The sequence below is a fragment of the Nonomuraea sp. NPDC001684 genome (genome assembly GCF_053596515.1).
Genome location: NZ_JBSFGJ010000063.1, coordinates 1 through 25,844, shown reverse-complemented (window position 1 = coordinate 25,844; position 25,844 = coordinate 1). Strand labels below are relative to the sequence as shown.

At 73.3% G+C, this 25,844-nt stretch carries 24 protein-coding genes and 1 pseudogene; 20 read left to right on the top strand and 5 right to left on the bottom strand.

The window, feature by feature from the left end; all coding sequences use genetic code 11:
- The first annotated feature begins 101 nt into the window (after window positions 1–101).
- From ACWCSD_RS15150 to ACWCSD_RS15105, 10 genes are all read left to right on the top strand, one after another.
- Window positions 102–2,630 carry a glycoside hydrolase family 9 protein gene (locus tag ACWCSD_RS15150; protein WP_449915371.1) on the top strand — a complete coding sequence of 843 codons (2,529 nt, stop codon included), beginning with the start codon at window positions 102–104 and terminating at the stop codon, window positions 2,628–2,630.
- 74 nt (window positions 2,631–2,704) lie between these two features.
- Window positions 2,705–3,028, top strand: a complete 324-nt coding sequence (locus ACWCSD_RS15145) for a PadR family transcriptional regulator (protein WP_189651648.1) — start codon at window positions 2,705–2,707, stop codon at window positions 3,026–3,028.
- The gene (locus ACWCSD_RS15140; protein WP_449915368.1) at window positions 3,025–3,930 is read left to right on the top strand and encodes a hypothetical protein; all 906 of its coding nucleotides are present in this window, start codon (window positions 3,025–3,027) and stop codon (window positions 3,928–3,930) included. The genes ACWCSD_RS15145 and ACWCSD_RS15140 overlap by 4 nt, the downstream gene beginning before the upstream one ends.
- A 33-nt stretch (window positions 3,931–3,963) precedes the next feature.
- On the top strand, window positions 3,964–4,857 hold the full coding sequence (locus ACWCSD_RS15135; protein ID WP_449915365.1) for a hypothetical protein: 894 nt from the start codon (window positions 3,964–3,966) through the stop codon (window positions 4,855–4,857).
- A gap of 7 nt (window positions 4,858–4,864) precedes the next feature.
- Window positions 4,865–6,637 (top strand): peptidoglycan-binding protein, encoded by a 1,773-nt coding sequence (locus ACWCSD_RS15130; RefSeq protein ID WP_449915362.1) that lies wholly within the window; start codon window positions 4,865–4,867, stop codon window positions 6,635–6,637.
- On the top strand, window positions 6,630–7,316 hold the full coding sequence (locus ACWCSD_RS15125; protein ID WP_449915359.1) for an ABC transporter ATP-binding protein: 687 nt from the start codon (window positions 6,630–6,632) through the stop codon (window positions 7,314–7,316). Before ACWCSD_RS15130 ends, ACWCSD_RS15125 begins: the two co-directional genes overlap by 8 nt.
- Complete coding sequence (locus tag ACWCSD_RS15120; protein ID WP_449915357.1) at window positions 7,316–8,494, top strand: ABC transporter permease; 1,179 nt, start codon at window positions 7,316–7,318, stop codon at window positions 8,492–8,494. Before ACWCSD_RS15125 ends, ACWCSD_RS15120 begins: the two co-directional genes overlap by 1 nt.
- 30 nt (window positions 8,495–8,524) lie before the next feature.
- The gene (locus tag ACWCSD_RS15115; protein WP_449915355.1) at window positions 8,525–9,778 is read left to right on the top strand and encodes a sensor histidine kinase; all 1,254 of its coding nucleotides are present in this window, start codon (window positions 8,525–8,527) and stop codon (window positions 9,776–9,778) included.
- Window positions 9,775–11,868: a sensor histidine kinase gene (locus tag ACWCSD_RS15110; protein WP_449915352.1), complete on the top strand. Its 2,094-nt coding sequence runs from the start codon at window positions 9,775–9,777 to the stop codon at window positions 11,866–11,868. The genes ACWCSD_RS15115 and ACWCSD_RS15110 overlap by 4 nt, the downstream gene beginning before the upstream one ends.
- 99 nt (window positions 11,869–11,967) lie before the next feature.
- The gene (locus tag ACWCSD_RS15105) at window positions 11,968–12,681 is read left to right on the top strand and encodes an MBL fold metallo-hydrolase (RefSeq protein WP_449915349.1); all 714 of its coding nucleotides are present in this window, start codon (window positions 11,968–11,970) and stop codon (window positions 12,679–12,681) included.
- Here the strand turns inward: ACWCSD_RS15105 and ACWCSD_RS15100 are convergent.
- Window positions 12,678–13,322 (bottom strand): hypothetical protein, encoded by a 645-nt coding sequence (locus tag ACWCSD_RS15100; RefSeq protein WP_397155617.1) that lies wholly within the window; start codon window positions 13,320–13,322, stop codon window positions 12,678–12,680. The two genes, ACWCSD_RS15105 and ACWCSD_RS15100, sit on opposite strands and share 4 nt — an antisense overlap.
- Before the next feature lie 143 nt (window positions 13,323–13,465).
- Here ACWCSD_RS15100 and ACWCSD_RS15095 point away from each other — a divergent pair, with 143 nt between their 5' ends.
- Genes ACWCSD_RS15095 through ACWCSD_RS15070 form a run of 6 tightly spaced genes read left to right on the top strand, consistent with a single transcriptional unit; the run spans window position 13,466 to window position 20,120 of the window.
- Window positions 13,466–15,532, top strand: a complete 2,067-nt coding sequence (locus ACWCSD_RS15095) for a sensor histidine kinase (protein WP_397155615.1) — start codon at window positions 13,466–13,468, stop codon at window positions 15,530–15,532.
- The gene (locus tag ACWCSD_RS15090) at window positions 15,525–16,181 is read left to right on the top strand and encodes a response regulator (RefSeq protein ID WP_397155613.1); all 657 of its coding nucleotides are present in this window, start codon (window positions 15,525–15,527) and stop codon (window positions 16,179–16,181) included. The genes ACWCSD_RS15095 and ACWCSD_RS15090 overlap by 8 nt, the downstream gene beginning before the upstream one ends.
- A gap of 32 nt (window positions 16,182–16,213) precedes the next feature.
- Entirely contained in the window at window positions 16,214–16,633 is a 420-nt protein-coding gene (locus ACWCSD_RS15085; protein ID WP_397155611.1) for a hypothetical protein, read from the top strand.
- A 60-nt stretch (window positions 16,634–16,693) separates the two neighbouring features.
- On the top strand, window positions 16,694–17,323 hold the full coding sequence (locus ACWCSD_RS15080) for a TetR/AcrR family transcriptional regulator (RefSeq protein WP_397155609.1): 630 nt from the start codon (window positions 16,694–16,696) through the stop codon (window positions 17,321–17,323).
- Complete coding sequence (locus ACWCSD_RS15075; protein WP_449915344.1) at window positions 17,320–18,702, top strand: MFS transporter; 1,383 nt, start codon at window positions 17,320–17,322, stop codon at window positions 18,700–18,702. Before ACWCSD_RS15080 ends, ACWCSD_RS15075 begins: the two co-directional genes overlap by 4 nt.
- Window positions 18,699–20,120, top strand: a complete 1,422-nt coding sequence (locus tag ACWCSD_RS15070; protein WP_352358786.1) for a pyridoxal phosphate-dependent decarboxylase family protein — start codon at window positions 18,699–18,701, stop codon at window positions 20,118–20,120. Before ACWCSD_RS15075 ends, ACWCSD_RS15070 begins: the two co-directional genes overlap by 4 nt.
- A gap of 5 nt (window positions 20,121–20,125) precedes the next feature.
- Here ACWCSD_RS15070 and ACWCSD_RS15065 read toward each other — a convergent pair whose 3' ends face one another.
- Together ACWCSD_RS15065 and ACWCSD_RS15060 are read right to left on the bottom strand one after the other, a co-directional pair.
- Entirely contained in the window at window positions 20,126–20,344 is a 219-nt protein-coding gene (locus ACWCSD_RS15065; RefSeq protein ID WP_449915341.1) for a DUF397 domain-containing protein, read from the bottom strand.
- Window positions 20,337–21,185, bottom strand: a complete 849-nt coding sequence (locus ACWCSD_RS15060) for a helix-turn-helix domain-containing protein (RefSeq protein ID WP_397155602.1) — start codon at window positions 21,183–21,185, stop codon at window positions 20,337–20,339. The genes ACWCSD_RS15065 and ACWCSD_RS15060 overlap by 8 nt, the downstream gene beginning before the upstream one ends.
- Before the next feature lie 119 nt (window positions 21,186–21,304).
- Between ACWCSD_RS15060 and ACWCSD_RS15055 the strand changes: the two genes are divergently transcribed.
- From ACWCSD_RS15055 to ACWCSD_RS15045, 3 genes are all read left to right on the top strand, one after another.
- Window positions 21,305–21,709: an ATP-binding protein gene (locus ACWCSD_RS15055; protein ID WP_449915338.1), complete on the top strand. Its 405-nt coding sequence runs from the start codon at window positions 21,305–21,307 to the stop codon at window positions 21,707–21,709.
- A gap of 77 nt (window positions 21,710–21,786) precedes the next feature.
- Window positions 21,787–22,392 (top strand): TetR/AcrR family transcriptional regulator, encoded by a 606-nt coding sequence (locus ACWCSD_RS15050; protein ID WP_358291749.1) that lies wholly within the window; start codon window positions 21,787–21,789, stop codon window positions 22,390–22,392.
- A gap of 4 nt (window positions 22,393–22,396) precedes the next feature.
- Window positions 22,397–22,885, top strand: a complete 489-nt coding sequence (locus tag ACWCSD_RS15045) for a cupin domain-containing protein (protein WP_387671366.1) — start codon at window positions 22,397–22,399, stop codon at window positions 22,883–22,885.
- A gap of 4 nt (window positions 22,886–22,889) precedes the next feature.
- Here the strand turns inward: ACWCSD_RS15045 and ACWCSD_RS15040 are convergent, their stop codons facing one another.
- Window positions 22,890–24,863, bottom strand: coding sequence for a family 10 glycosylhydrolase (locus ACWCSD_RS15040; protein ID WP_449915333.1), 1,974 nt, complete (start codon window positions 24,861–24,863; stop codon window positions 22,890–22,892).
- Between the two features lie 227 nt (window positions 24,864–25,090).
- On the opposite strand from ACWCSD_RS15040, the gene ACWCSD_RS15035 reads away from it, so the two are divergent.
- The gene (locus tag ACWCSD_RS15035; protein ID WP_449915330.1) at window positions 25,091–25,765 is read left to right on the top strand and encodes a transglycosylase SLT domain-containing protein; all 675 of its coding nucleotides are present in this window, start codon (window positions 25,091–25,093) and stop codon (window positions 25,763–25,765) included.
- Here ACWCSD_RS15035 and ACWCSD_RS15030 read toward each other — a convergent pair.
- Window positions 25,752–25,844 (bottom strand): annotated as a pseudogene (locus ACWCSD_RS15030) (hypothetical protein); the annotation flags it as partial. The gene ACWCSD_RS15035 and the pseudogene ACWCSD_RS15030 overlap by 14 nt on opposite strands.

Genomic DNA, 25,844 nt, shown 5'->3' with positions numbered 1-25,844 from the left:
CTTCCAGCACCGATGGCGGGCATCCGTTGACGGGGCGGCGGTGGGCAAGGAGGATCGGGATCGCTCCATTGGGAGCGCTCCCAACCCTCCGAAGGACCTCCATGACCCGATGCCGGGCCGCGCTGCTGGCCCTCCTCACCATGGTCGCCCTGTCCCCCGCCGCGTCCGCCCGCGCCGCCGACGAGGGACCCGAGCAGATCGTGAACGGCACCTTCGACGCCGGCACCGCCCCCTGGTGGAGCACCGGCAACACCACCCTGACCATCGACGGCGGCAGGCTGTGCGCCGACGTCCCCGGCGGCACCGCCAACCCCTGGGACGTCATCATCGGCCAGGACGGCGTCCCGCTGGTCGCCGGCGACACCTACGCCTACAGGTTCTCGGCCTCCGCCACCCCCGCCAAGGTCGGCAAGGCCCTGATCCAGCTCCCCGTGGACCCGTGGACGCAGTACCTGTCGGCCGCCCCGGAGCTGAGCGTCTCGGGCAACGACTACTCCTACACCTTCACCGCCCCGGTCTCGCTGCCGAACGCCCAGGTGGCGTTCCAGCTGGGCGGCAGCGCCGAGCCCTGGAGGTTCTGCATGGACGACGTGTCGCTGAAGGGCGGCGCCGAACCCGAGGTCTACGAGCCGGACACGGGCCCGCGCGTCCGCGTGAACATGGTCGGCTACCTGCCCTCGGGCCCGAAGAAGGCCACCCTGGTCACCGAGGCCACCACACCCCTGGACTGGGAGCTGCGGAACGCCGCGCAGCAAAGGGTCGCGAACGGACGTACCGTCCCCAAGGGCATGGACGCCAGCTCCGGCCAGAACGTGCACACCATCGACTTCGGCTCCTACGCCAAGCCCGGCCAGGGCTACACGCTGACCGCCGACGGCGAGACCAGCAGGCCGTTCGACATCGGCGCGGACGTGTACGACTCCCTCCCCACGGACGCGCTGAAGTTCTACTACACCCAGCGCAGCGGCATCGAGATCCTCGACAGCCTGCGCCCCGGCTACGGACGCCCGGCCGGCCACGCGGGCACGCCCCCCAACCAGGGCGACACGGACGTGCCCTGCCAGGCGGGCGGCTGCGACTACACCCTGAACGTCAAGGGCGGCTGGTACGACGCCGGCGACCACGGCAAGTACGTCGTCAACGGCGGCATCGCGGTCCACCAGCTGATGGCGGCCTACGAGCGCGACCGGGCCGCCTTCACCGACGGCCAGCTCAAGATCCCCGAGAGCGGCAACGGCGTCCCGGACGTGCTGGACGAGGCCCGCTGGGAGCAGGAGTTCATCCTGAGCATGCAGGTGCCGGACGGCAAGCCATACGCGGGGATGGCCCACCACAAGGTGCACGACCAGAACTGGACCGGCCTGCCGCTGCTGCCGCACCTCGACCCGCAGAAGCGCGAGCTGCACCCGCCGTCCACGGCCGCGACGCTCAACCTGGCCGCGACGGCGGCGCAGGCGGCCCGGCTGTTCGCGCCCTACGACGCGGCGTTCGCGGCGCGGAACCTCAAGGCGGCGCGCAAGGCGTGGACGGCGGCCAAGGCGAACCCGGCCCGGTACGCCAGCCCCGCCGACGGCGTGGGCGGCGGCGCCTATGACGACGCCGACGTGACCGACGAGTTCTACTGGGCGGCGGCCGAGCTCTACCTCACGACGGGCGAGAAGGAGTTCGCGGACTTCGTGCTGGCCTCGCCGCACCACACCGGCGACATCTGGCGCGAGCGCGGCTTCGACTGGGGCAACACCGCCCAGCTCGGCCGGCTGGGCCTGGCGACCGTGCCCAACGCGCTGCCCGGCCGGGACAAGGTGCGGCAGTCGGTCGTCGAGGGGGCCGACAAGTACCTGGCGGTGCAGCGGGCGCACCCGTACGGGCTGCCGTACGCGCCGGCGGACTTCGACTGGGGCTCCAACAACCTGGTCCTCAACAACCTGGTCGTCCTGGCCACCGCCTACGACCTGACCGGCGAGGAGAAGTACCGGGCCGCCGTACGGGAGGGCATGGACTACCTGCTCGGCCGCAACGCGCTCAACATCTCCTACGTCACCGGCTACGGCGAGGTCTCCGCCCAGAACCAGCACAGCCGCTGGTACGCCCACCAGCTCGACCACGCGCTGCCCCACCCGCCGCGCGGCTCGCTGGCCGGCGGCCCCAACTCCGCCATCCAGGACCCGGTCGCCCAGCGGCTGCTGCGCGGCTGCAAGCCGCAGTTCTGCTACGTCGACGACATCGAGTCCTGGTCCACCAACGAGCTGACCATCAACTGGAACTCGCCGCTGGCGTGGGTCTCGGCGTTCCTGGCGGACAAGGGCGAGCAGTCCGCCTGCCGGGTGCGCTACTCGGCGCACGGCTCGTGGCCCGGCGGCTTCACCAGCCAGATCGTGATCGAGAACACCGGCCGGGAGAGCGTGAACGGCTGGACCCTGAGCTGGTCGTTCCCCGGCGGCCAGCGGATCAAGGAGGGCTGGGGGGCCGAGCTCGCCCAGTCCGGAGCGGTGGTGACGGCGCGCAGCCTCGGCTACAACGGCCGGATCAGGCCCGGCGGGTCCGTGACGTTCGGCTTCGTCGGCACGCACGCCTCGGGCCCCAACCCGGCCCCGGAGGTCTTCCGCCTCGACGGCGACCGCTGCCGGTGACGCGCGGCGCGGGCGGCCCTTCCGGGGGTCCGCCCGCGTTGCCCACACTCCGTTGAACGGAATACTGTCTCCCCATGCCCAGGGGAACCTCAGAAGTCAGCGAGCCGATGTACTTCGTGCTCGCCGCGCTGCGCGCCGGACCGCTGCACGGCCACGCGATCAGCAAGTCAGTGAAGGAGCTGTCCGGCGGCCGGGTCCAGCCCTCCGTCGGCACGCTCTACGGCATCCTGGAACGCCTCAACGAGCGCGGCGTCATCACCGTCGACCGCGAGGAGACGGTCAACGGGCGCAACCGGCGCTACTTCCGCATCACCGACGAGGGCCAGGCGCTGGTGGAGGCGGAGGCGAGACGCATGCAGGCAGCCGCCTCACTCGTCCTGCGGCCGTCGGCCGGATGACGGCCGTCGGGTCCGCGCGAGCCGCGTCCGCGCTCGAACGGCGTTACCGCAGGCTCCTGCTCGCCTATCCCAGGACGTACCGCGCGGCCCACGGTGACGAGCTGCTCGACGTGCTGCTCGAATCGGCCGCGCCGGGGCGGCGCGTCCCGGTGCCGCGCGAGGCGTGGGGGCTGCTCAGGGGCGGGGTGCGCAGCCGGATCGTCCACCTGGCGAGCGGCAGCCCCTGGCAGGACGGCGTGCACCTCGCCGTCACCGCCGTCGCGGCGGCGAACCTGGCCGCCCTGCTGCCCTACGCCGGCACGCTGCCGCTCTGGACGCTGCTGTCGGCGCTCACGCTGCTGGCGACCGTACGGGGACGGCTGCGCACGGCGGCGGCGCTGACGCTGCTCACCGGGGCCAAGGCGGTGGCGCTGGCCGGCGGGTGGTGGCAGCCGTTCGACACGACGCTGTTACCGGTCTATCCGACGTTCCTCCAGGTCCGGCCGTTGTTCATGGACAGCGACCCCTACCTGGTGGCGGGCACCTACGCGGTGGCGCTGGTCGGCCTGCTCGTGCTGCGGCGGCCGCCGCGCACGAGGTCGTGGTGGTGGTGGGCGGCGGTCGTCGCGGCGAGCTGGGCGGGCCCCGAGTGGATGGAGGACTCCACGAGGTTCCCGCTCAGCCTGAGCAGGCTGGTCGTGGAGGCGGCGGCGTTCGGGCTGGCGGCGGGGAGCGCCTACCTGGCCCGCGACCACCGGTGGACGCTGGCGGCGGCGATCTACCTGGCGACGGCGTCGGGCGAGCTGGTGCTGCACTCCGACGCCCTGACCCGGCAGCACCTGGCCTACTGGGGGGTGCTCGCGCTGCTGGTCGTGGGGGCCGCCTTCGCGCCCTTCCGCCAGCGGCGGCATTGCCTGGATTGACCATACTCCGTTAAACGGAGTATGGTCTCCGCCATGCTCAAGAGATCCCGCCTGGCCATCGCCATGTCGCTCTCGGCGGCCGTGCTCTGCGGCTGCGGGGGCGCCGCCGAGCCGACCGGCGGCGCCGAGACCGCCCAGCCGTCGCAGGCCGCCGCCAAGGACAGGAAGCACCAGTTCGAGGCGGCCAAGGCCGACTGCATGAAGCAGAAGGGCTTCACGTACATGCCGTACGTGAAGCCCGAGGACAAGAGCGAGGACGAGCGCAAGCGCGCCTCCGGCGACTACCAGGCGATGAAGAAATATCGCGCCAAATACGGATTCGGCGTTTTCGCCCTACAGGTCTACCCCGGGGAGCTGGAAGGCCCCGGCGGCAAGAACGACCCGGACCCCAACATGAAGATCCAGGCAGACCTCTCCACCGCCCAGCTCACCGCCTACCACAAGGCCAAGGACGCCTGCGTCGTCACGGCCGCCAAGCAGGTCCTCGGCCTCACCCTGAAGTCGAACATCGACTACTTCTCCCAGATGGCCATCGCCCACAGGCGGGCGAAGGCCACCGAACTGGACGGTGACCCCGAGCTGGTCGAGCTGGCCGGCCCCATGGCCGCCTGCCTCAAGGGCAAGGGCTACTCGGTGGCCGACACCAAGCCGTCGGCGCTCAACCAGCGCGGGGAGCGAGAGTTCATGCGCCGGCAGGACAAGCTGGGCCGCCAGCAGCAGAAGAACCTCCCCGAAGCCCCGAAGATGACCAAGGACACCGAGCAGTTCCACATTCCGGACCTCACCCCCGACGCCGCCAGGCCGTACCTCGTCCAGGAGGTCAAGGCGGCGCTGGACGACCTGGAGTGCGGCAAGGACTTCTACGCGGCCTACACGCCGAAGGAGACCGCCGTCCAGCGGAAGATCAACGACCGGTTCGCGTTCTGACGTCCTCATGAGATCCCCACGCAGGCTTGCGGCCGTCGTGCTCGCCGGGGTCGTGCTCGTCGCCCTGGCCGGGTGGGCGGTGAGCACCCGGCTGCGCTCGCCGGCCGACGAGGCGAGCAGGCGCGCCGCGCCCACACCGTCCCTGGTCACCGCCGCCGTCGAGCGGCGCAGGCTGGTCAGCACCGTGGTGGTCAACGGCACCCTCGAATACGGCTCGCCGCTGCCGGTCGGCCTGGCCGGGGCCGTCGGCGGCGCGTCCGAGCTGCAGCGGGCCACCAGGGCGCCGCGTCCCGGCCGGATCGCCGAGGGCGGGGTGCTGATGGAGGTCAACGGCCGGCCGGTGTTCGTCCTGCGCGGCTCGGTGCCGATGCACCGCACGATCACGCCGGGCAGCGAGGGCGACGACGTCACCCAGTTGCAGCGGGCGCTGCGCAGGCTGGGGCACCGCGCGCGGTCCACCGGCGTCTTCGACCGGGCCACGGTCGCCGCGCTCACCCGGCTCTACGCGGCCAAGGGGTACCAGGCCCAGCGGCCCACCCTCACCGACCGGCAGACCTACGAGACGCTGCGCAAGGCCGTACGGACCGCCAAGGAGACCCTGGCGGCCGAGCAGCAGGCGCTCGACCGGGGACGTGACGTGCTGCCGCTCAAGCTCAGGCTGAAGAACGCCAGGACCGGGCTCACGGTGGCCCGCCGCGCCCTGGCCGAGGCCCGGTCCCAGGAGCTGCCGCCGGCCGACGAGGCCCGGCTGTCGGCCGCCGACTCGGCGGTGCGGGCGGCCGAGGAGCGGCTGCTGGAGGCCGAGCAGGCCCTCGCCGCCGCCCGCACCCGCCCCACGAGCGCGCCCACGGCGGCCCCCACCGCTGCCCCCACTGCGGCCCCCACCGGCACGCCCGCGCCCGCCGCCACGGCCGCTCCCCAGCCCACGGCCTCGCCCGCCGACACGCGGCTGCTGGAGCTGCGGGTGGCCAACGCCCGCGCCGACCTGTCAGCCGCCCAGGAGGCCCGCGACCTGATCGTCAAGGAGGCCGAGCAGGCCCGCGCGGCCCGGGTCGAGCAGCTGCGCGCGGCCGTGCGCACCGCCCAGGAGACGCTGGCTACCGCCGAGCAGGCGCTGCGCCAGGCCAGGCAGCTCTCCCCCGCCCGGCTCAAGGTGACCGGCGCCCGCGCGGACGTGGCGGCGGCCGAGGAGATGCTGGCCGAGTACTCCCGCACGTACGGGGTCTCGATCCCGCCCGGCGAGGTGGTGTTCCTGCCGAAGCTGCCGGCCCGCGTGCGCAAGGTGTCGGTGAAGGCGGGGCAGCGCGTCGAGGGCGAGGTCGCCACCGTGACGAGCTCGTCGTTCGCGGTCACGGCGTCGGTCGAGGCGGCGGAGTCGGAGCTGCTGCGGGCGGGCATGCCCGCGACCGTCGAGCTGGACACCGGCCGGTCGTACCCGGCCCGGCTGACCGCCGTGGGCGACAAGGCGAGGGTGCCGGGCTCCGCGGCGGCCGAAGGCGGGGCGCAGCCCGTCCTGATCACGCCGGGCCCGGCCAAGGGGCTCAAGGCCGGGACCGCGGTGACGGCGCGGATCACCGTGGGGGCGACGAAGGACCCGGTGCTGGTGGTGCCCGTGGCGGCCGTGATCACCTCGGCCGACGGCAGGGCCCGGGTCCGGGTCGAGTACGCCACCGACAGGACCAGGGACGTCGAGGTCCGCACCGGCCTGTCCGCCGACGGGAACGTCGAGGTCACCGGCGCACTCAAGGAGGGCGACCGGGTGGTGGTCGGCGATGCCTGAGCGGCGGGCCGAGCCGGTCATCGAGCTGACGGGGGTGTGCCGGCTGTACGCCGCGCAGCCGCCGGTCCGCGCGCTCGACGGCGTCTCGCTGCGGGTGGGCCGCGGCGACCACGTGGCCGTCATGGGCCCGTCCGGGTCCGGGAAGTCCACGCTGCTCAACGTGCTCGGCCTGCTCGACCGGCCGGACTCCGGCAGCTACCGCCTCGACGGCGCCGAGACCACCACGCTCCCCGACGGCGTCAGGACCAGGTTGCGCGGCGACCGGATCGGGTTCGTCTTCCAGTCCTTCCACCTGCTCGCCCACCGCACCGTGGTGGAGAACGTGATGCTCGCCGAGCTCTACACCCGGCGGCCGCGCAAGGGCAGGCGGGAGCGGGCCCTGGCGGCGCTCGACCGCGTCGGCCTCGGACACCGTACGGGGTTCGCGCCCGGCCGGCTGTCCGGGGGCGAACGTCAGCGCACGGCCATCGCCAGGGCCCTCATGGGCTCCCCGTCGCTGCTGCTGTGCGACGAGCCGACGGGCAACCTCGACAGCCGCAACACCGAGGCGGTGCTCGACCTGTTCGACGAGCTGCGCCGGCAGGGCCTGACCATCGTCGTCATCACGCACGAGCAGGAGGTCGGCGCGCGCGCCGAGCGGCGGGTGCGGATCACCGACGGCGTGCTGGTGGAGGAGTGATGGACCTGCGCGACCTGGCCGGCGAGGCCGTCGCCGGCCTGCTGGCCCGGCCGCTGCGCACGGCGCTCACCACGCTCGGCACCGTGCTCGGCATCACCACCCTCGTCGTGACGCTCGGCGTGGCCGCCACCGCGGGCAACCAGGTCGTGGGCCACTTCGACGCGCTGGTGGCCACGGCCATCACCGTCGAGGTGCCCGGCACGCCGGGCGCCCCCCTGGTGACCTGGGACGCGGTCGACCGGCTGACCAGGCTGCGCGGCGTGGAGTCGGCCGCCGCGCTGTCGGAGAGCGAGGACACCGCGAACCTGTCCGTGCGCTCCAACGACATCGTCGATCCGGCGCGCATCACCACGCAGTCGCTGCCCGTGGTCGCCGCGACCACCGGCCTTCCCGAGGCCCTGCGCGGCACGATGCTGCGCGGCAGGTTCTACGACGCCGGGCACGTCCGGCGCGGCGACCGGGTGGCGGTGCTCGGCGACCAGGCGGCCAGGCTGCTCGGGATCACCCGGCTCGACGGGGCGCCCGCGGTCTTCATCGGCAGCCACGCGTACACGGTGATCGGCGTGCTCGGCGGGCTGCGCCGGGAGCGCGACCTGGGCGCGGCCGTGTTCGTGCCGCCGACCGCCGGGGCCCGGTTCGGGCTGCGGACGGTCACCAGGGTGCTGGTCAACACCGGCCTGGGCGCCACCGCGCTGGTCGCGGGCCAGACGCCGGTCGCGCTCAGCCCCGGCAACGAGGACCTGCTCCAGGTGGTCGCGCCGCCCGGCCCCACCCGGGCCCGCGACGCCGCCCAGGACGACGTCAACGCGCTGTTCCTGATCCTCGGCCTGGTCTCGCTCGTCGTGGGCGCGGTCGGCATCGCCAACGTCACGCTCGTCACCGTGATGGAACGGGTGCCCGAGATCGGGCTGCGCCGGGCGCTCGGCGCCGCGCGACGGCACGTCGCCGCCCAGTTCCTGCTGGAGTCGACGCTGGTCGGGCTGGCCGGCGGCGTGATCGGCACGAGCCTCGGCGTGGTCGCCGTGGTCGCCGTCTCGGCCGCCAGGGAGTGGACGCCGCTCCTCGACGCGCGGCTCGCGCTGGCCGCGCCGGTGGCCGGGGCGGTGGTGGGGTTGCTGGCCGGGCTCTATCCGGCGCTGCGGGCGGCGAAGATGCAGCCGGTGGACTCTCTGCGATAGCGGTTCCGCCACTTATGATGTGCCCGACATATGGCGAAAAAAGCCCGGCGGGTGCTGCTCAGAGCGGTCAGACCGCTGCTCGTCAAGGCAGCGGTCCTGTCCGGGCTGCGCGGACGCGAGCGGACCCTCCTCCTGCTCAACCGCGCCCTGGTCTACCTCGCGCTGACCGCCGTGGTCGGCGCCGTCTACTTCGGGGTCGGCGCGCTCGACGCCCTGCTCGGCTCGTGGTCCGACCTGATCGCCGCGCTGGCCGCGGGCGCGCTGTTCCAGCCCGTACGGCTGCGCCTGCAGAGCGCGGCGGACCGGCTGTTCCGGTGGGAGCGCGACCCGTACCGGCTGGCCGACCGGGTGAGCCGGAGCGTGCAGGAGGCCAGGGGGCCGGCCGAGGCCCTGGCGTCGGCGGCCCACGCTGTCCGGCTGGCCCTGGGGGCGCCGGGCGTCGCGGTGGAGGTCGTCCTGCCCGGCGGACGGGTGCGCAGCGTCGTCGCGGGCGAGATGGGCCCGGCCCCCTCGGTCGAACGCCTGGTCTGGCACGGCAAGTCGATGGGCTGGCTGTCGGTCAGCGGCGAGCCGCGCGACCGGGCGCTGCTGGACATGCTGGCCAGGCAGCTCGCCGAGGTGGCCCACGCCGTACGGCTCAGCGCCGACCTGCAACGCTCGCGCGAGCGCATGATGGTCACCCGCGAGGAGGAACGCCGCGAACTCCGCCGCAACCTGCACGACGGCCTCGGACCGGCGCTGACGAACCTGGCGATGAGCGTCAACCAGGCCCGGCTCAGCCTGGCCAGCGACCCCGGCTCGGTCGAGCCCCTGCTCAGCACGGCACGCAGGCAGATGACCGAGGCCATCGTGGACGTCCGCGACCTGGTGTACGGCCTGCGCCCGCCCGCGCTCGACGGCGCCGGGCTGGACGAGCTCGGCCTGGAGGGCGCCTTACGGCTGCTCGCCGACGCGCCCGGCCCGAGGGTGGACGTGGTGGTCTCGGGCTCGCTGGCCGACCTGCCGGCCGCGGTGGAGGTGGCGGCGTACAAGATCGCGCATGAGGCGGTGGCGAACGTGCGCCGGCACGCCCGCGCCACCACCGCCCTGATCAGGGTGGAGCGGCGCGACGGGCTCCGGCTGACGGTGTCCGACGACGGGATCGGGCTGCCCGAGCAGCGCCGCCAGGGGGCCGCCCTGATGCGCGGGCGGGCCGAGGAGGTGGGCGGCGTCTGCCGGCTGGACGTCCGCCCCGGCGGCGGCACCGAGGTCGTCGCGGAACTGCCGGTCAAGGAGCCACGATGACCCCTGACTACCACGACGATCCCGGTCCCGGCGCGGACGGTCGCGGCGCGGACGGGCCCGGCAGCACGCGGGTGCGGCGGTGGCGGCTCATGCTGGCGGTGGTGTGGACGGCCGCCGGGGCCTCGCTCGCGGCCGTGGTGACGGCGGCGGTGCTGGCGGCGCAGCTCGGCGGGCTGGCCGAGACGCAGGGGCTCGACCCGATCGGGCTGATGTTCCCGCTCGCCGGCGCGTTCCTGATCAGCCGGCGGCCCCGGCTGCTGGTCCCCTGGCTCATGTGGGCGACGGGCGTCGTCTGGTCGGCGTACTCGCTGCTGTTCGCGCTGACCGGCTGGATGTACTTCCACGCGCCCGGCCCGCTCCTGCCCTACGTCGCCTGGCCGGCCATCTGGTTGTGGCTGCTGCCGGTGCCCACGTTCACGGGCATCATGCCGCTGCTCTTCCCGGACGGACGGCTGCCGTCGAGGCGCTGGCGGCCGGTGCTCTACGGCAACCTGGTGCTCATGGCCGGGCACTCGCTGCTGCTCGGCCTGTCCCCCGACCCGTCGTTCGAGCTCGGGGTGCCGGTGGGCAACCCGTTCGGGGTGGCGGCGCTGGGCAGGGTTCCCGAGGTCGTGGAGTCGTGGATCGGGCCCCCGATGATCCTGCTGTGCCTGCTCGGCGTGGTCTCGCTGGGCTTCAGGTACCGGGCGGCGACGCCCGAGGTGCGCCGCCAGATCACCTGGTACTTCCACGCCATGGTGATCTTCGTCGTCTACTGGATCGCCAGCGCGGGCAACCAGGACACCTTCATCATCGCCGTACGGGTCTTCCTGGCCGCGGGCATCCCCATCGCGATCATCGCCGCCGTGCTGCGCCACCAGCTCTACGGCATCCGGCTCATCCTCAACCGCACGCTGGTGTACGGCACGCTCGCGGTCGGGGCCGGCCTCACGTACTCGGCGCTCATCTGGGCGGCCAACAGCCTGGCGGACGGCTACGGCGCGGCGGCGGGGCTCGCCTCCGCGATGGTCACCGGCGCGGCCTTCCATCCCGTGCGCCTGCGCCTCCAGCGCTCGGTGGACCGGCTGTTCAACGTGGAACGCGACCCGTACCGGGCGGCCGACCTGCTCAGCCGTACCGTGCAGCGGGCCGGGGACCCGGCGGGGGCGCTGGCCGAGGCGATCTCCGTCGTGCGCACGTCGCTGGTCGCCCGGGGGGTGGGCGTGGAGGTGCCGGGCGAGCCCGCGCTGTCGTTCGTGGACGGCGAGCTGGGCGCCCGATCGCGGTCCGTCGAGCTGACCTGGCACGGCGAGCCGGTCGGGCGGCTGCGGATCGCCGGGGCGCGGCCGGGCCGCGAGCCGCTGGACGTCATGGCCAAGCACCTGGCCGAGCTGGCGCACGCCGTACGGCTGAGCACCGACCTGCGGGACTCCCACGAGCGGATCAGCGCCACCCGCGACGAGGAGCGGCGCCGGCTGGGCAGGGAGCTGCACGACGGGCTCGGCCCCACGCTCACCAGCGTGACGATGACCCTGGACGAGGCGCGGCGGCGGCTGGAGCGCGACCCCGAGTCGGTGGAGGAGCTGCTGGTCCGGGTGCGCGAGGAGATGACCGGCACGCTGATGTCGGTGCGCGAGCTGGTGGACGGCCTGCGCCCGCCGGTGCTGGACGAGCTGGGCCTGGCCGGCGCCCTGCGCGCCTTCGGCCAGGCCCCGGGCCCCCGGGTCGAGGTCACCGTGCCCGCAGCCACCGACGGTTCCGAAGGGCTGCCCGGCGGGTCCGACGGGGCCCTCGACGGTTCCGAAGGGCTGCTCGACGGGTTGCCGGCGGCGGTGGAGACGGCCGCGTACCGGATCGCGCAGGAGGCGCTGACGAACGTGCGCCGCCACGCCCAGGCCACGTCGGTGCTGGTCACGTTACGGCGGGAGGCCGGGGAGCTGCGGGTGTCGGTCGCCGACGACGGCACCGGCCTGCCCGACGAGCCGTCGCCGGGCGTGGGCCTGACGTCGATGCGCGAGCGGGCGGCCGAGATCGGCGGCACCTGCGCGATCGGCCCCCGCCCGGGCGGCGGCACCGAGGTGACCGCCGTCCTGCCGCTCGCCCCGGCCTGAGCGCCGGCTCCCGGAAGCCGCTCGTACGGAACGGCATAGCCGGGACGCCGCTGACGCTTTTGTCCAGAATGATCCGATCAGCGGTGCTACTCTCGGCCGATGTTCGAGGCGTTGCGGCATCTGGCGGGCCGCGTCTGGTGGTACCCCCACGACGAGGACCACGACAATGTGCAGGGCGGCGTCGCGGTCATCGCCGGCCGGGCGGGCACCGTCGTGGTGGACGCCGGCAACAGCCCCTCGGCCGCGCGCCGGATCCAGGCGGCGATCGCGGCCGCGGAGCTGCCTCCCGCACGACAGCTGATCTACACCCATCACCACTGGGACCACGTCTGGGGCGCGTGCGCGTGGCCGGAGGTGGAGATCATCGGCCACCGGGCGGGCGCCCGCGTCCTTGCGGCCGAAGCCCGGCGTCCGTGGAGTCACCGGTACCTGCGCGCCGAGGTCGAGGCCGATCCCCGGCTCGGCCCCAGCTTCCGGGCCCGCGCCTGGGCGATGCCCGACTGGGAGGGATTCGCGGTGCTTCCGCCGCACACCGAGTTCGACGACGTGCTGACCCTGCCGAGCGGCGTCGAGGTGCGGCACGTCGGCGGACGGCACGCCGAGGACTCCACGGTGGTGGCCGTACCGGACTCCGGGGTGCTGCTGCTGGGGGACTGCTTCTACGCGCCGCCGTTCCACCTGCGCGAGCCGGGCGACGGATACGACGCCGGCCTGGTCGAGCTGCTGCTCGACGAGTACGCCGGCTACGACTGGTACGTCGACAGCCACCACCGGCCACGTTCGGCGCGGGAGCTGCGGGACGTCATCGGCTAGTCGGTCAGGCCGGGACGCAGCGCGAGCAGCGCGCCGAGGGTGGCGTACCCGATGACCAGGTGGAAGCCGCCGACCCAGTTCGAGACCGAGTCGCCGAACAGGATGTACGTCGGCACCGTCACCACGGCCCAGCTCTCGGCGATGAGCGGCCACCACCGCAGGGACCCGCGCCAGCGCCCGGTGAAGGCGATCTTGATGCCAATGGCCATCATGCCCAGCATGGACACCGGCCAGAACACGTCGAGCGCCTGCATCACCGGCCCGTCCTGGGCGCTGTCGGGCAGGACGCCGTGCAGCAGCGACCAGACGGCGGCCAGCCCGAGCAGGACCAGCTCGACCTTGAGCATGACCCTGGCGAAGCGGGACGTGCCCGTCGCGCGGGTCCGGATCTGCACGGCGAGCAGGGCGAAGATGCCGAGCTGGAAGAGCAGCCCGGTCAGGTCGCCGACCCGCTCGCCGAAGCCCTGGGCCTGGCTGCCGTAGACGAAGATGCTGGCAGCCCAGGAGAGCGTGCCGACGGCGAGCGCGACGCCGAGCCTGCGCACGGTGGCGGGGGCGATGGCGGGGGCGCCGGAGGGCGCCGGGCCGGCGGGCACGTCGGTGCGCGCCCTGGCGGGGGTGGTACTGATCTTGGCGTCCACGGGAGGTCCTTCTCTTCGTTCAGGGGATGTCGTGCCTCCAGATTTCCGGCGGGCCGCCCCGGGCCGGCAGAGCCGCCGGTCCCGCCGTCGACGGGACCCCTGTCCCGGGACATAAGGACACAACGTCGGGTGTAATACGTCTCGTGACAGAAACCGGACCTTCCACCCCTCTGGCAGCGGCGCGCAGGTGGTGGGCCGTCGGGGTGGCCGCGGCCGGGGTCGGGATGGCGGTGGCCACGGTGGCGCTGGACGTGGCCGCCGGGGACGTGCGGTTGCCGCCCGCCTCGGATCTGGAACCCGGGTGGCCGGCCGCGCTGACCGGGCTCGCGCAGCTCGTCCCCGGCGCGCTGCTGCTGCGCAGGCTGCCGCGGCATCCGGTGGCCTGGGTGCTGGCGGTGTTCGGGCTGTTGTGGCTGCTGGACGGGCTCCTGGGAAGCTGGGCGACCCACGCCGCCTACGTCTCGCCCGGCCTGCCGGGGGCCGCGGCGGCGTACTGGTCGTACTCGCGGTTCGGGGCGTCGTTGCTGCTCGGGCTGCCGCTGCTGATCCTGCTGTTCCCGGACGGCCGGCTGCCGCCGGGGCGGGTGTGGCGGGCGCTGTCGGTGACGAGCCTCGTCCTGACCGGGCTGCTCACGGCGCTGCTGGTGACCGCGCCCACGGCGGTCATGGAGCGCTACCACGACCAGGCGATGCCGCCGGAGATCGCGCGGCTCGGCCTCGACTTCCTGTCCCTGGACCTGCCGTACGCGTTCTGGGAGCCGGCGCTGGCGCTGGCGTACGCGTCCGTCCTGGTGAGCCTGGTGGTGCCGTTCGCGTCGATGGTACGCAGGTACGTGGTCGCCGACGCCGAGCGGCGGGCCCAGATCCGCTGGCTGATGTGGGCCGCGCTGGTCGACATGATCGTGCTCCTGCTGCCGCTGTCGTTGTCCCCGCAGATCCCGGCGGCGCTGCTGACGCTGGCCATCGCGTTCACCGCCGCGGCCGTGGTGGTGGCGGTGACCAAGTACCGTCTGTACGACATCGACCGGCTGCTGTCGGCCACCGTGGCCTACGGCCTGCTCGCCGCGCTCGTGGTGGTCATGGACGTGGTGGTGTTCACGCTGGTGGGCAGCGTCCTCGGGGAACGGGACTCGGCCCTGGCCGCCATCGCGATCGTCGCCGTCCTGTACGCCCCCCTGCGCACCTGGCTCTGGCGGGCGGTCCGCAGGCTGGTACGCGGCTCCCGGGACGACCCGTACGCCGCGGTCTCGACGCTGGCCGAGCGGCTGGAGCTGGCCACGGACCCGGACGAGCAGCTGCTCGCGGTGGCCACGACGCTGGCGGAGGCGTTCCGGCTGGCCTACGTGCGGGTGGAGATCGAGCGGCCGGGCGGCGAACGGTCCGTGGTGGAGCACGGGTCGCCGCGCGGGCCGTCGGTGTCGCTGCCGGTGGCCTACCGGGGCGAGACCGTGGGGCGGCTGGTGCTGTGCCGCACCGATCTGACCGAGCGGGACCAGCGGCTGCTCGGCGACCTCGTACGCCAGGCCGCCGCGGCGGCGCGGGCCGTCGAGCTGAGCACCGACCTGCAACGCATCCGCGCCCGGCTCGTGCTGGCCCGCGAGGAGGAGCGCCGCAGGCTCCGCCGCGACCTGCACGACGGGCTCGGCCCGAGCCTGGGCGCGGTGGCGCTGCGCATCGAGGCGGCCCGCAACCTGGCCGGCAGCGCGCCCGAGCAGGCCGACCGCATCCTGGAGCAGACGGCCGCCGAGGTCGGCGGCGTGCTGGCGGACGTCCGCAGGCTGGTCCACGACCTGCGCCCGCCCGCGCTCGACGAGCTGGGCCTGCTGCGCGCGATCGAGCAGCAGGCCGGACGGTTCCGCACCGCCGCCCTGGACGTGCGCGTCACCGGCGGCGGCCCGCTGGACGCGCTGCCCGCGGCGGTGGAGGTGGCGGCCTACCGTATCGTGTCCGAAGCCCTGGCCAACGCGGCCAGGCACGCGGGCGCGGCACGCTGCGACATCACGCTCACCGCGCGGGAAGGGACGCTGGAGGTGGCGGTACGCGACGACGGCGCGGGCATCGGCCCCGAGGTGGCGGCGGGGGTGGGCATGCTCTCGCTGCGCGAGCGCGCGGCCGAGCTGGGCGGCGACTGCCGGGTGACCTGCCCGCCCGGCGGCGGCACCCTGGTCCTGGCCCGGCTGCCGATGCGGGTGGAGGCCGCCGATGTCTAGCCAGGAGCCGATCAGGGTCCTGCTGGCCGACGACCACCCGGTCTACCGGGACGGGCTCGCGCTGCTGCTCGGCTCGATCCCGGGCATCGAGGTGGCCGGCACCGCCGCCGACGGCCCCGAGGCGGTCGAGCGCGCCGCCGACCTCCAGCCGGACGTCGTGGTGATGGACGTGCGCATGCCGGGGCTCGACGGCATCGAGGCCACCCGGCGGATCGTGGCCGACAGCCCGCACGTCGCCGTCGTCGTGCTGACCATGTCGGAGGAGGACGCCACGCTGTTCGCCGCCATGCGCGCGGGGGCCCGCGGCTACCTGCTCAAGGGCGCCGGCCAGGGCGAGATCGTACGGGCGATCACCGCCGTGGCGCACGGCGAGGCGATCTTCGGTCCGGCGGTGGCGCTGCGGGTCGCCGAGTTCTTCCAGGGGGCCGCCTCGACGCCCGGCGACCCGGTCTTCCCGCAGCTCACGCCGCGCGAGCGGGAGATCCTGTCGTTGGTGGCGGCGGGCCGTTCGAACGCGCAGATCGCCTCGGCCCTGTTCCTGTCGCCGAAGACCGTGCGCAACAACGTCTCCAACATCTTCGCCAAGCTGCACGTCGCCGACCGCGCCGAGGCCATCGTCCGGGCCCGCGACGCGGGTCTCGGAAGGTGAGCCGTTCGGGGCCGGGGTACGTCATAGAGGGTATGAAGAACTGGCGAATCGTGCTGCTGCCCGTGCTCGCGCTGGCCGTCACCGCCTCCGCGCTGCCCGCCGAGGCGGTGAGCGCGCAGAAGAAGGTGCTGGTCGAGCTGCGCGAGGAGGGCGGCTTCGCGGGGCTGCGGAACCGCGTGACGGTCTACACCGACGGCTGCGTGCGGCTCAGCCGCCGTACCGGGCCCGTGGTGGCCAAGTGCCTCACGGCCAAGGAGGAGCGCCAACTGCGCGGCTACCTCAAGGAACTGAAGATCGGCCGCTCCGAACGCCCGCCGCAGGGCGCGGACTTCCTCAGCTACACGCTGGCGTACAAGGGCCACCGCGTCACCCGCTACACGCTGCCCCCCACTTGGAAGCCGGTCGTGGCGCACCTGGACAAGGCCCTCGTCAAGTACTGGGCTCCAGACTGACCGGAAACCTCTCCATCAAGCGATTGACCAACGGCCCGGGGCGGAACTACGGTCGGTCGTATGAGACCTGCCGACAGCGGACAGCCGGCCGTGATCCTCAAGGCGGCCACCCAGCTCTTCGCCGCGCTCGGCTACGACGGCACCTCGACGCGCCAGATCGCCGACGCGGCGGGGATGAACATCGCCACCGTCAACTACCACGTGGGCGGCAAGCGGGAGCTGTACCTGGCCGTCATGGAACGTGCGCACCGGGCGGAGAAGGCGGCGCTGGACAAGGCGCTGGCCCAGCTGCCCGGTGACGACCCGGTCGCCTCCATCCACCGCCTGGTGGACGACTACCTCGACTTCTGCGCGGACAACCCGGAGATCCCCGCGCTGTGGATGCACCGCTGGCTCTCCGACGCGAGCGACATCACCGAGCTGGAACGCCAGTACGTCCAGCCGCTGGTCTCCGCCGTCACCGGCGCGCTGCGGCCGGCGGTCGAGGCCGGCGTGATCGACGGCACGGTCGACCTGGAGTACGCCATGTGGACGGTCATCTGGTCGATTCACGGCTTCGCCAAGGGCGGCGTGCTCGACGCCGACGGCCGCCGCAGGGGCGCGGGCGACCGGGCCGCGCTGCGCCGCTTCCGCGCCCACCTCCACCTCACCCTCCACCGCACCCTCGCCCTCCCCGGCGACCCCCGATGACCGATGCCCGGCCCTCCGCGACGGCCCCGACGGCCACCGGGCGGCTGAGCCGCGGACGGCTGCTCGGCTACGGCGTCGGCTCGGTCGGCACCGGCGTGTTCTCCGCCGTCCCCGGCCTGCTGCTGCTCTACTACCTGACCGACATGCTCGGCGTGCCCGCCGCCGTCGCGGGCGCCGTCCTGGTCGCGCCGAAGATCTGGGACGTGCTGCTCAACCCGCTCGTCGGCGCCGCCAGCGACCGCGAGGCCGTGCGCACCGGCCGCCGGACGCGACTGCTGGCGGTGGGCGCGGCCACGCTGCCGGTGGCGTTCGCGCTGATGTTCGCCGTGCCCGGCGGCGTCGCGGGCGGCGTCGGCGGGGCCGCGTGGTCCGGGGTGGCGTTCCTGCTGGCCGCGACCGCCTTCGCGAGTTTCCAGGTGCCGTACGTGGCGCTGCCGGCCGAGATGTCGGCGAGCCCGGCCGAGCGGACCAGGATCATGTCGTGGCGGGTGGTCTGCCTGACCCTCGGCATCCTGGTCGCGGGCGGCCTGGCCCCCGCCGTGGTCGACCTGGCGGGCGGCGGCCGGCCGGGGTACGCGGTCATGGGCGTCGCGATCGGGCTGGTCATGGCCGCCGCCCTGGTGGCCGCCACGCTGGGCACGCGGTGGGTGTCGTCGCGTCCGGGGCCCCGGCAGCTCGGCCCGGCGGCGGCCTTCCGCCTGGCCCGGGGCAACCGGCCGTTCTTCGCGCTGCTGGCGGCGTTCGTCACGCAGGCGCTCGGGGTGGCGGTGATGCTGGCGGGCGCCCCGTACGTGGCCTCGTACCGGCTGGGCGACTACGGGCTGACCTCGGTGATGTTCGTCTGCCTGGTGGGCCCGAGCATGCTCGCCGTGCCGGCCTGGGCCCGGCTGGCCCGCGCGTACGGGACCGTGCGCTGCTACCTGGCCGCCTCGGCCGGGTTCGCCGTCGTGGCGCTCGCCCTGGTCCCCGCCATCGCGGCGGGCAGCCTGGCCGCCACGCTGGCGCTGACCGCGCTGGCCGGGGTCTGCTACGCCGCGCTGCAACTGCTGCCGCTGTCGCTGCTGCCCGACACCGTGCACGCCGACGCCGCCCGTACCGGCCACGCCCAGGCCGGCGCGTTCACCGGCCTGTGGACGGCCGGCGAGACCGCCGGGCTCGCGCTCGGCCCCGGCCTGTTCGCGCTGGTCCTGGCGGTGTCGGGGTTCGTCTCCGCGCCCGTGGAGTCGCCCGTCGCCCAGCCGGCCGGCGCGCTGACCGGGCTGCTGCTCGGCTTCACCGCGCTGCCCGCCCTGCTCATGCTGATCAGCCTGCCGTTCGTCGTCCGCTACGGCCGGCTCGCCCTCGACCCCGCCGTCGCCCCCGCCAAGGAGAACGTGTGACCCTCCCCCTGTCCGGAAGAACCGCCGAGGACCTGCTGTCCGAGGTGGCCAGGATGAAGCAGCACGACCTGCCGGTGCGGGGCGGGCAGGTGACCGCGTACGTCTACGACACCGGCCGGCCCGAGGTGCACGAGGCGGCGGCCCGCGCGTACGCCGAGATGCTGGAGGTCAACTGCCTCGACCCGACGGCGTTCCCCAGCATCGTCGAGATGGAGAAGCAGGTCGTGGGCGCGGTCGCCGACCTGCTCGGCGGCGGCCACGGCGTCTTCACCAGCGGCGGCACCGAGTCGATCATGCTGGCGGTCAAGGCGGCGCGGGACGCGGCCGGGCGGCCCGGCGCCAACCTCGTGCTGCCGGTGACCGCCCATCCGGCCTTCCACAAGGCGGCCCACTACCTGGGCCTGCGGGTCAAGGCCGTGCCGGTGGATCTGGAGACGTACAAGGTGCGGGTGGCGGACGTCGCGGCGGCGATCGACGAGGACACGGTCCTGGTGGTGGTCTCGGCGCCGTCGTACCCGCAGGGTGTGATCGACCCGGTCGCGGAGGTCGCCGCCGTGGCCGCCGAGGCGGGCGTGGCCTGTCACGTGGACGCGTGCGTGGGCGGCTGGCTGCTGCCGTGGCTGCGGGAGGCGGGGGCCGACGTGCCGCCGTTCGACCTGTCGGTGCCGGGGGTCACCTCGCTCTCCTGCGACCTGCACAAGTTCGGCTACGCGCCGAAGGGCGCCTCGGTGGTGCTGTTCGCCGACCCGGCGACGCGGCGCAAGGCGTACTTCGCCTCGGCCGCCTGGCCGGGTTACACGATCATCAACGCCACCGTCCAGAGCTCCAGGTCGGCCGGGCCGCTCGGCGGCGCGTGGGCCACGCTCCAGGCGCTCGGCCGGGAGGGGTACGTGGAGCTCGGCCGCGCCACCCTCAAGGCGGCGGCCCGGCTCAGGGAGGGCATCGCCGCGATCCCCGGCCTGCGGGTCCTGGGCGCGCCCGAGTCGTCGCTGGTGGCCTTCGCCGGGGACGACCTCGACGTGTTCGTGCTGGCCGACGCGGCCCGCGAGCGGGGCTGGTTCCTGCAACCGCAGCTCTCCTACGCAGGGATCCCCGCGAACCTGCACGTCACGGTCACCGGCGTGACGCTGAACGGCGTGGAGGCGATGCTCAGGGTGATCGCCGAGGCGGCGGAGGCGGCCCGGCTGCGCGGCCCGGCCGTGGTGCCTGACGGCCTGGTCGAACTGATCGCCGACCTGGACCTGGACGCCCTGGACGACGCGACCTTCGCCGAACTGGCCGCCTCGGTGGGCGTGGACCTGCGTCCGGGCGCGGGCCAGCCGGGGATGGCGACGGTCAACGCGGTCCTCGACGCCCTGCCCGCCGAGACCAGGGAAGCCCTCCTGCTCCGCTTCCTGTCGGTGATGTACGCCTCCTGACGGGCTCAGGACAGGTCGAACTCCCCCTTGGCGGCACCGTCGAGGAAGGCGAGCCATTCGTCCCGGGTGAAGGCCAGCGTCGGGCCTTCACCCCGGTCCTTGGTGTCCCGGACGAGAACGCCGTCATCCGCCCGCCGCATCACCTCGACACAGCTCCCGCCGTTTCCCCCCGACGCCGTCGCCTTGACCCATACGCCCGTACGGAGACCGCTCACATCACTCATAGCTCTCCATCACCTCGCGGATGATCTCGCGGCTCCTGTCCACGGGATACGCCATGCCGGACAGGGCCTCCCATCGCACAATAAGCGCTTGCACCGTACTGGCGCGATTGGTCACCCGCCCTTCCTCGGCGCTTTCCAGGTAGGCGTGATCGGGGCCTCCCTCCAGGAGGGTGGCCACCTCGAAGGCTCCGAGACACCCCACGGTGAGCCCCGCCCTGAGAGGGATGATCCTGATCGTGACGTAGGGCGGGTTGAGCACGTCGAGCAGCTTGGCAAGCTGCTCTCTCATCACTTGCGGGCCGCCGACCGGCCGATGCAGGACGCTCTCGTCCACGAGGGCCGAGTACATGGGCGGGGACGCGCGGCTGAAGACGGATTGCCGGTGCAGCCGGAACTGTACGGCCTCCTCGGCCTCCTGCTCCACGACCCCTGGCTCGCCCAGGAACACATGTCTGGCGTAATTCTCCGTCTGGAGCAGGCCGGGGATCAGCAGGGGTTCGGACGTCCTGATGGTGTGGGCCGCCGCCTCGACCTTCGGCCATTCGCGGAACCAGCGCGGGCCCAGCGCGCCGTGGATCTGGGGCAGCAGCTCCGTCAACTGCCCCTTGAGGCCGAGGGCCTTCTCCACTTCGCGGGTGAAGTCCTCGCTCGGCTTGCGCAGCAGGCGTTCCACGTGCCCGACCGCGCTCTCGCTGTAGGCCAGCCGGTCCGCCAGACGCTCCTGGCTCAACCCGTGGTCCGTACGGAAGGCACGCAGGCGTCTGGCGTACTCGGCCCACGCTTCCGCTTCTTCTTCCTTCGGCATGTCACGCCCTTCCCACAACCGTTCACGCTGAGCCATGGCGTACTCACTGTAAGGAACTGTACGGCCGATCCCAGAGGCTGGTCAGCCGAATCAACCGCATCCTGAGAACCCGCGTACACGCGACCTCTGCCTGTACGCCCATCCCGGAGGTGATCATGTCCAGTTCCCTGCATGCGGGCGTCAAGGTGTGGACGGTCGGCGAGCTCGACGACCCGGCGATGCTGCCCCGGCTGGCGCGTACCGAACTGGCGGCGTGGCTGGGGGCGGATCACCAGGCTCTGGACGACCTGCGGCTGATCACCTCGGAGCTGGTCACGAACGCGTTGCAGCACGCGGCGGCACAGTGGGTCCGGCTGTCCCTCGCCCCGGAGGCGGGGTTCTGGCGGCTGACCGTGACCGATCCGGGCCGGAACGGCCTGGTTCCGCGTCCCCGCGTGCCGGCGGACGCGGACGAGTCGGGACGCGGACTCCGGCTGGTGCACGAGCTGACCGCAGGACTGTGGGGGACCTACCAGGACAGGTCCGGCGAGCGGGTGGTGTGGGCGCTGCTGCCCCGATAAACGGAGTTTCGATACCCGGGTTGCGAAATGCCGCCCTCCAGGATTACGCTACTCAGGTAGCGAAAAGGAGGCAGGGCATGGTGGGACGGCCGCGCAGGAGTGACGTCGACGAGGGTGTGCTCAGGGCCGCCACCGAGCTGCTGCTCGCGCGCGGCTACGCCGGCCTGTCCCCTGACGAGGTCGCCGAGCGGGCCGGCATCGCCAAGACCACGCTCTACCGCCGCTGGCCGACCAAGGACCACCTGGCCCTGGCCGTCGTCAACCGGCTCCAGGACCACGACGAGATCACTGACACCGGCGACATCCGCCGCGACCTGCCCGCGTACCTGGAGAAGATCGCGGCCGGGCTCAACCGGATGCGCGCGGCGGGCCGCGCGCCCGGCGACGACGACGGGTCGGCGGGCACGGTGGCCGAGCTCGTGGCCGCCGCCGCCCGCCACGCCGACGTCGGCGAGCTGGAGCGGCAGATGTACGCCCGCCGCAACACCCTGGCCCGCGCCCTGCTCGAACGGGCCAGGGACCGCGGCCAGCTACGCGCCGACCTCGACGTGGAGGCCCTGTTCGACCAGCTCGCCGGGGCCCTGTACTACCGCGTCCTGATCACCGGCCTGCCCGTCGGCCGCGCCTACGCCGAACGCCTCGTGGAGACAGCACTCCGCGGCGCCCTCTCCGAGAACGGATAGCACCATGTCGCTCATCGACCCCCGCAGCACCGCCGTCATCCGCTCCGTCGACGCCGAGGTCATCGGCGGCCCGCCCAGCACCGGCCGCATGCTCCTCGACTCCAGCGCCACCGGCGGCGCCCTGAGCACCGTGCGCATCACGCTCGGCGCGGGCGCCGACGGCGCCGTGCCGCACACCCACACCACCGCCTCCGAGATGTTCTACGTCCTCGACGGCCGGGCGCAGGTGCTGGCCGGCGACGAGGTGATCACCCTGGAGCAGGGCGACGTCGCCGTCGTCCCGCCCCACGTGGCCCACGCCTTCGCCGCGGCCCCGGGCGCCGAGGCCGACCTGCTGATCGTCATCACGCCGGGCGTCGAGCGGTTCGAGTACTTCCGCCTGCTGGCCCGGCTGAAGACCGGCGAGGCCACGCTCGAAGAGCTGCTGGCCTCGCAGGACCGCTTCGACAACCACTTCATCGACAGCCCCGCCTGGGCGAAGGCCCGCTCCTGACGGGTCAGACCTTGGTGATGCGCACGGCGTCGGCGATCACGTAGCCGGTCGCCGAGGTCCACCGGCTCACCCCGACCACGTTGTACGTCCCGGCCGCCAGCGTGTACGTCCCCAGCACCCGCCACGCCCCGCCGCCGGTGCGCTGGTCGACGTTGACCGTCTGGTTGCCGCCCGAGGCCGCCACGATGTGCGGCGCGGAGCCGTTGTAGCCCGCGTTGGCCGGGTACCAGACCTCCACCCGGTAGCTGCCCGCGCTCGGGATCGCCGCCCGGAACCAGGCCGGGTCGCTGGCCGCGACCGGGTCGGCGAAGCGGTAGTCGGCCCCGTTGGCCTGGGTGGAGTAGCTGGAGGTGCCCCAGGAGGAGGAGGCCGTGAAACCGGCGTCGGCGTTGTCGATCACGACGCTGAAGCCGCCCGTGCCGCCCGCCGACCGGCCCTCGCTCGGCGCGCTCTCCTGGTGGGTCCTGCTCAGTGCGGTCACGTAGTAGGTGGACGCCCCGCCGCCCGGGTCGGTGTAGGACTTCTGCCTGGTCGTGCCGATCAGGTTGCGGGCGTCGGCGAAGAAGCACGGATCGGCCGAGGGCGGGGTGCCGGCCACGCGGTAGACCGCGTACGCCGTGCCGGAGCCGGTCCAGGTGAGCTGGACGCCGTTCGAGCCGGCGGTGGCCGCGGTGATCGCGGGCGCGGCGGGCGCGGCCCCTGAGCCCCGGGCGGGCAGCAGGGCGGGCTTGGCGTAGTGGTCGGCGACCAGCTTGGTGATCGCCCCGATCCGGTCGGCCTTGACGTCCTTGGCGCTGAAGTACACGTCGCCGGCGATCTCGGGATGTTTCCTGTTGTCGTACAGGTGGTCGCTCAGCTCGGCCGGGTCCTGCCAGGCGGCCTCCTGGCCCGCGGCGCCGGCCCGGTACGCGGCCTGCCCCACGACGAGCTGCACGCCGGTGCCGCGCACGACGTCCGACCACCACGCGGTCAGCACCTCGTAGGCGGCGGTCGAGAACCCGATGTGCCAGTAGATCTGCGGCGCCAGGTAGTCGATCCAGCCCTGCTTGACCCACTGCCGGCTGTCGGCGTAGATCGCGTCGTAGGACTGGAGGCCGGAGGTGCGCGAGCCGAGCGGGTCGGTCGAGGAGTTGCGCCAGATCCCGAACGGGCTGATCCCGAACGACACCCACGACTTGGCGGTGTGGATGCGCTGGCCGAGCTCGCGGACGAGCAGGTTGACGTTGTCCCGCCGCCAGTCGGCGATGTTCGGGAACGCGCCGCCGTACTGGGCGTAGGCGGCCGAGTCCGGGATGGCCTGGCCGCTGACGGGATAGGGGTAGAAGTAGTCGTCGAGGTGCACGCCGTCCACGTCGTAGCGGGTGACGGCGTCCATGATCGCGTCCTCGATGAAGTCGCGGACCGCCGGGATGCCCGGGTTGTAGTAGAGCTTCCCGCCGTAGGCGAAGCGCCAGTCGGGGTGCTGCCGCGCGGGGTGCGTGGAGATCAGCTTGGTCGGGTCGTCGTTGTTGGCCACCCGGTACGGGTTGAACCAGGCGTGGAACTCCAGGTTCCGCGCGTGGGCCTCGCCGACCATGAACGCCAGCGGGTCGTAGCCGGGGTTCGTCCCCTGGGTGCCGGTCAGCCATTGCGACCACGGCTCGTACGGCGACGGCCAGAATGCGTCCGCCGTCGGCCTGACCTGCACGATCACGGCGTTCATGCGCTTGGCGACGGCCAGGTCGAGCCAGGCCCGGAACTCGGCCTGCTGGGCGGAGACGCTGAGCCCGGTACGGCTCGGCCAGTCGATGTTGGCGACCGAGGAGATCCACATGGCCCGGAGCTGCCGCTTGGGCGTCGCGGGATCGGTCGCGCAGGCGGCCGTTGCGGAAGAGGAGGTGGGGGCTGCGGAGGCGGGGACGGGAGCCACGGCGGTGACGACAGCGGTGACGACGGCGGCGGTGAGCGCCGCCAGGACGGTACGCAGGAGCGCGGTCACGAAAGGAAGTTTCAGTCCCCTGATCGCGGAGCGCAATAGTTTTCAGGGGCCCAACTTTCCGGCCGCCCTCCGGTCGGCGGGCGGAAAGTTTCACCTAACACGTCAGTAATGTCAATTATCGACATTGTGTCAGAGGTGACATACGTTGGGCCGCATTCGGCGGCCAAACGCGGGCCGCGGACCCGCGCCCGCGTTCCACCCGTCACCCCCCAACGAGGAGCATCCCCATGATTCTCGCCCGCACGCGATTAGCTGCCCTCGCCACGTCCGCCCTGACCGTCGCCCTGATCACCGCGGGCCAGCCCGCCGCCCAGGCCGCCCGGGAGCCCGCGCTGCCGGCCGCGTTCGCCAAGGCCGCCTCGGCCAGCGACGTACCCCGCGATCTGCTGGTCGCGCTCGCCTACGCCGAGACCCACCTCGACGACCACCAGGGCAAGCCCAGCGCCAGCGGCGGCTACGGCCTGATGCACCTGGTCAGCAACCCCACGACCCACGCGCTGGAGAAGGCCGCCCAGCTCACCAGCCTGCCGGTCGAGAAGCTGCGCTCCGACAACGCCGCCAACATCCTCGGCGGCGCCGCCCTGCTCCGCTCCTACGCCGACGAGCTCGGCCTCGACGACGCCGGCCGCAAGGACGCCGGCCGCTGGTACCAGGCCGTCGCCAAGTACGGCAACGCCTCCTCGCCGGAGATCGCCCGGCTGTACGCCGACTCGGTCTACGAGCAGCTCGGCCTCGGCATCACGGCCCGGGGCGTGACGGTCAAGCCCCAGGAGGTCACCGCCGACCGCGGCGACTACGCCAAGGCCCGCGACCTGAGCGCCCAGGGCGACGTCGGCGTGCTCAGCACCGACTACGGCCCGGCCGCCTGGGTCCCGGCCAGCTCCAGCGGATCTTGGAGATGACGCCCTTGTTGCCGTGACGGCCGGCCAGCTTGTCACCGTCGGTGATCTTACGCTTCTGCGCGATGTACACCCTGACCAG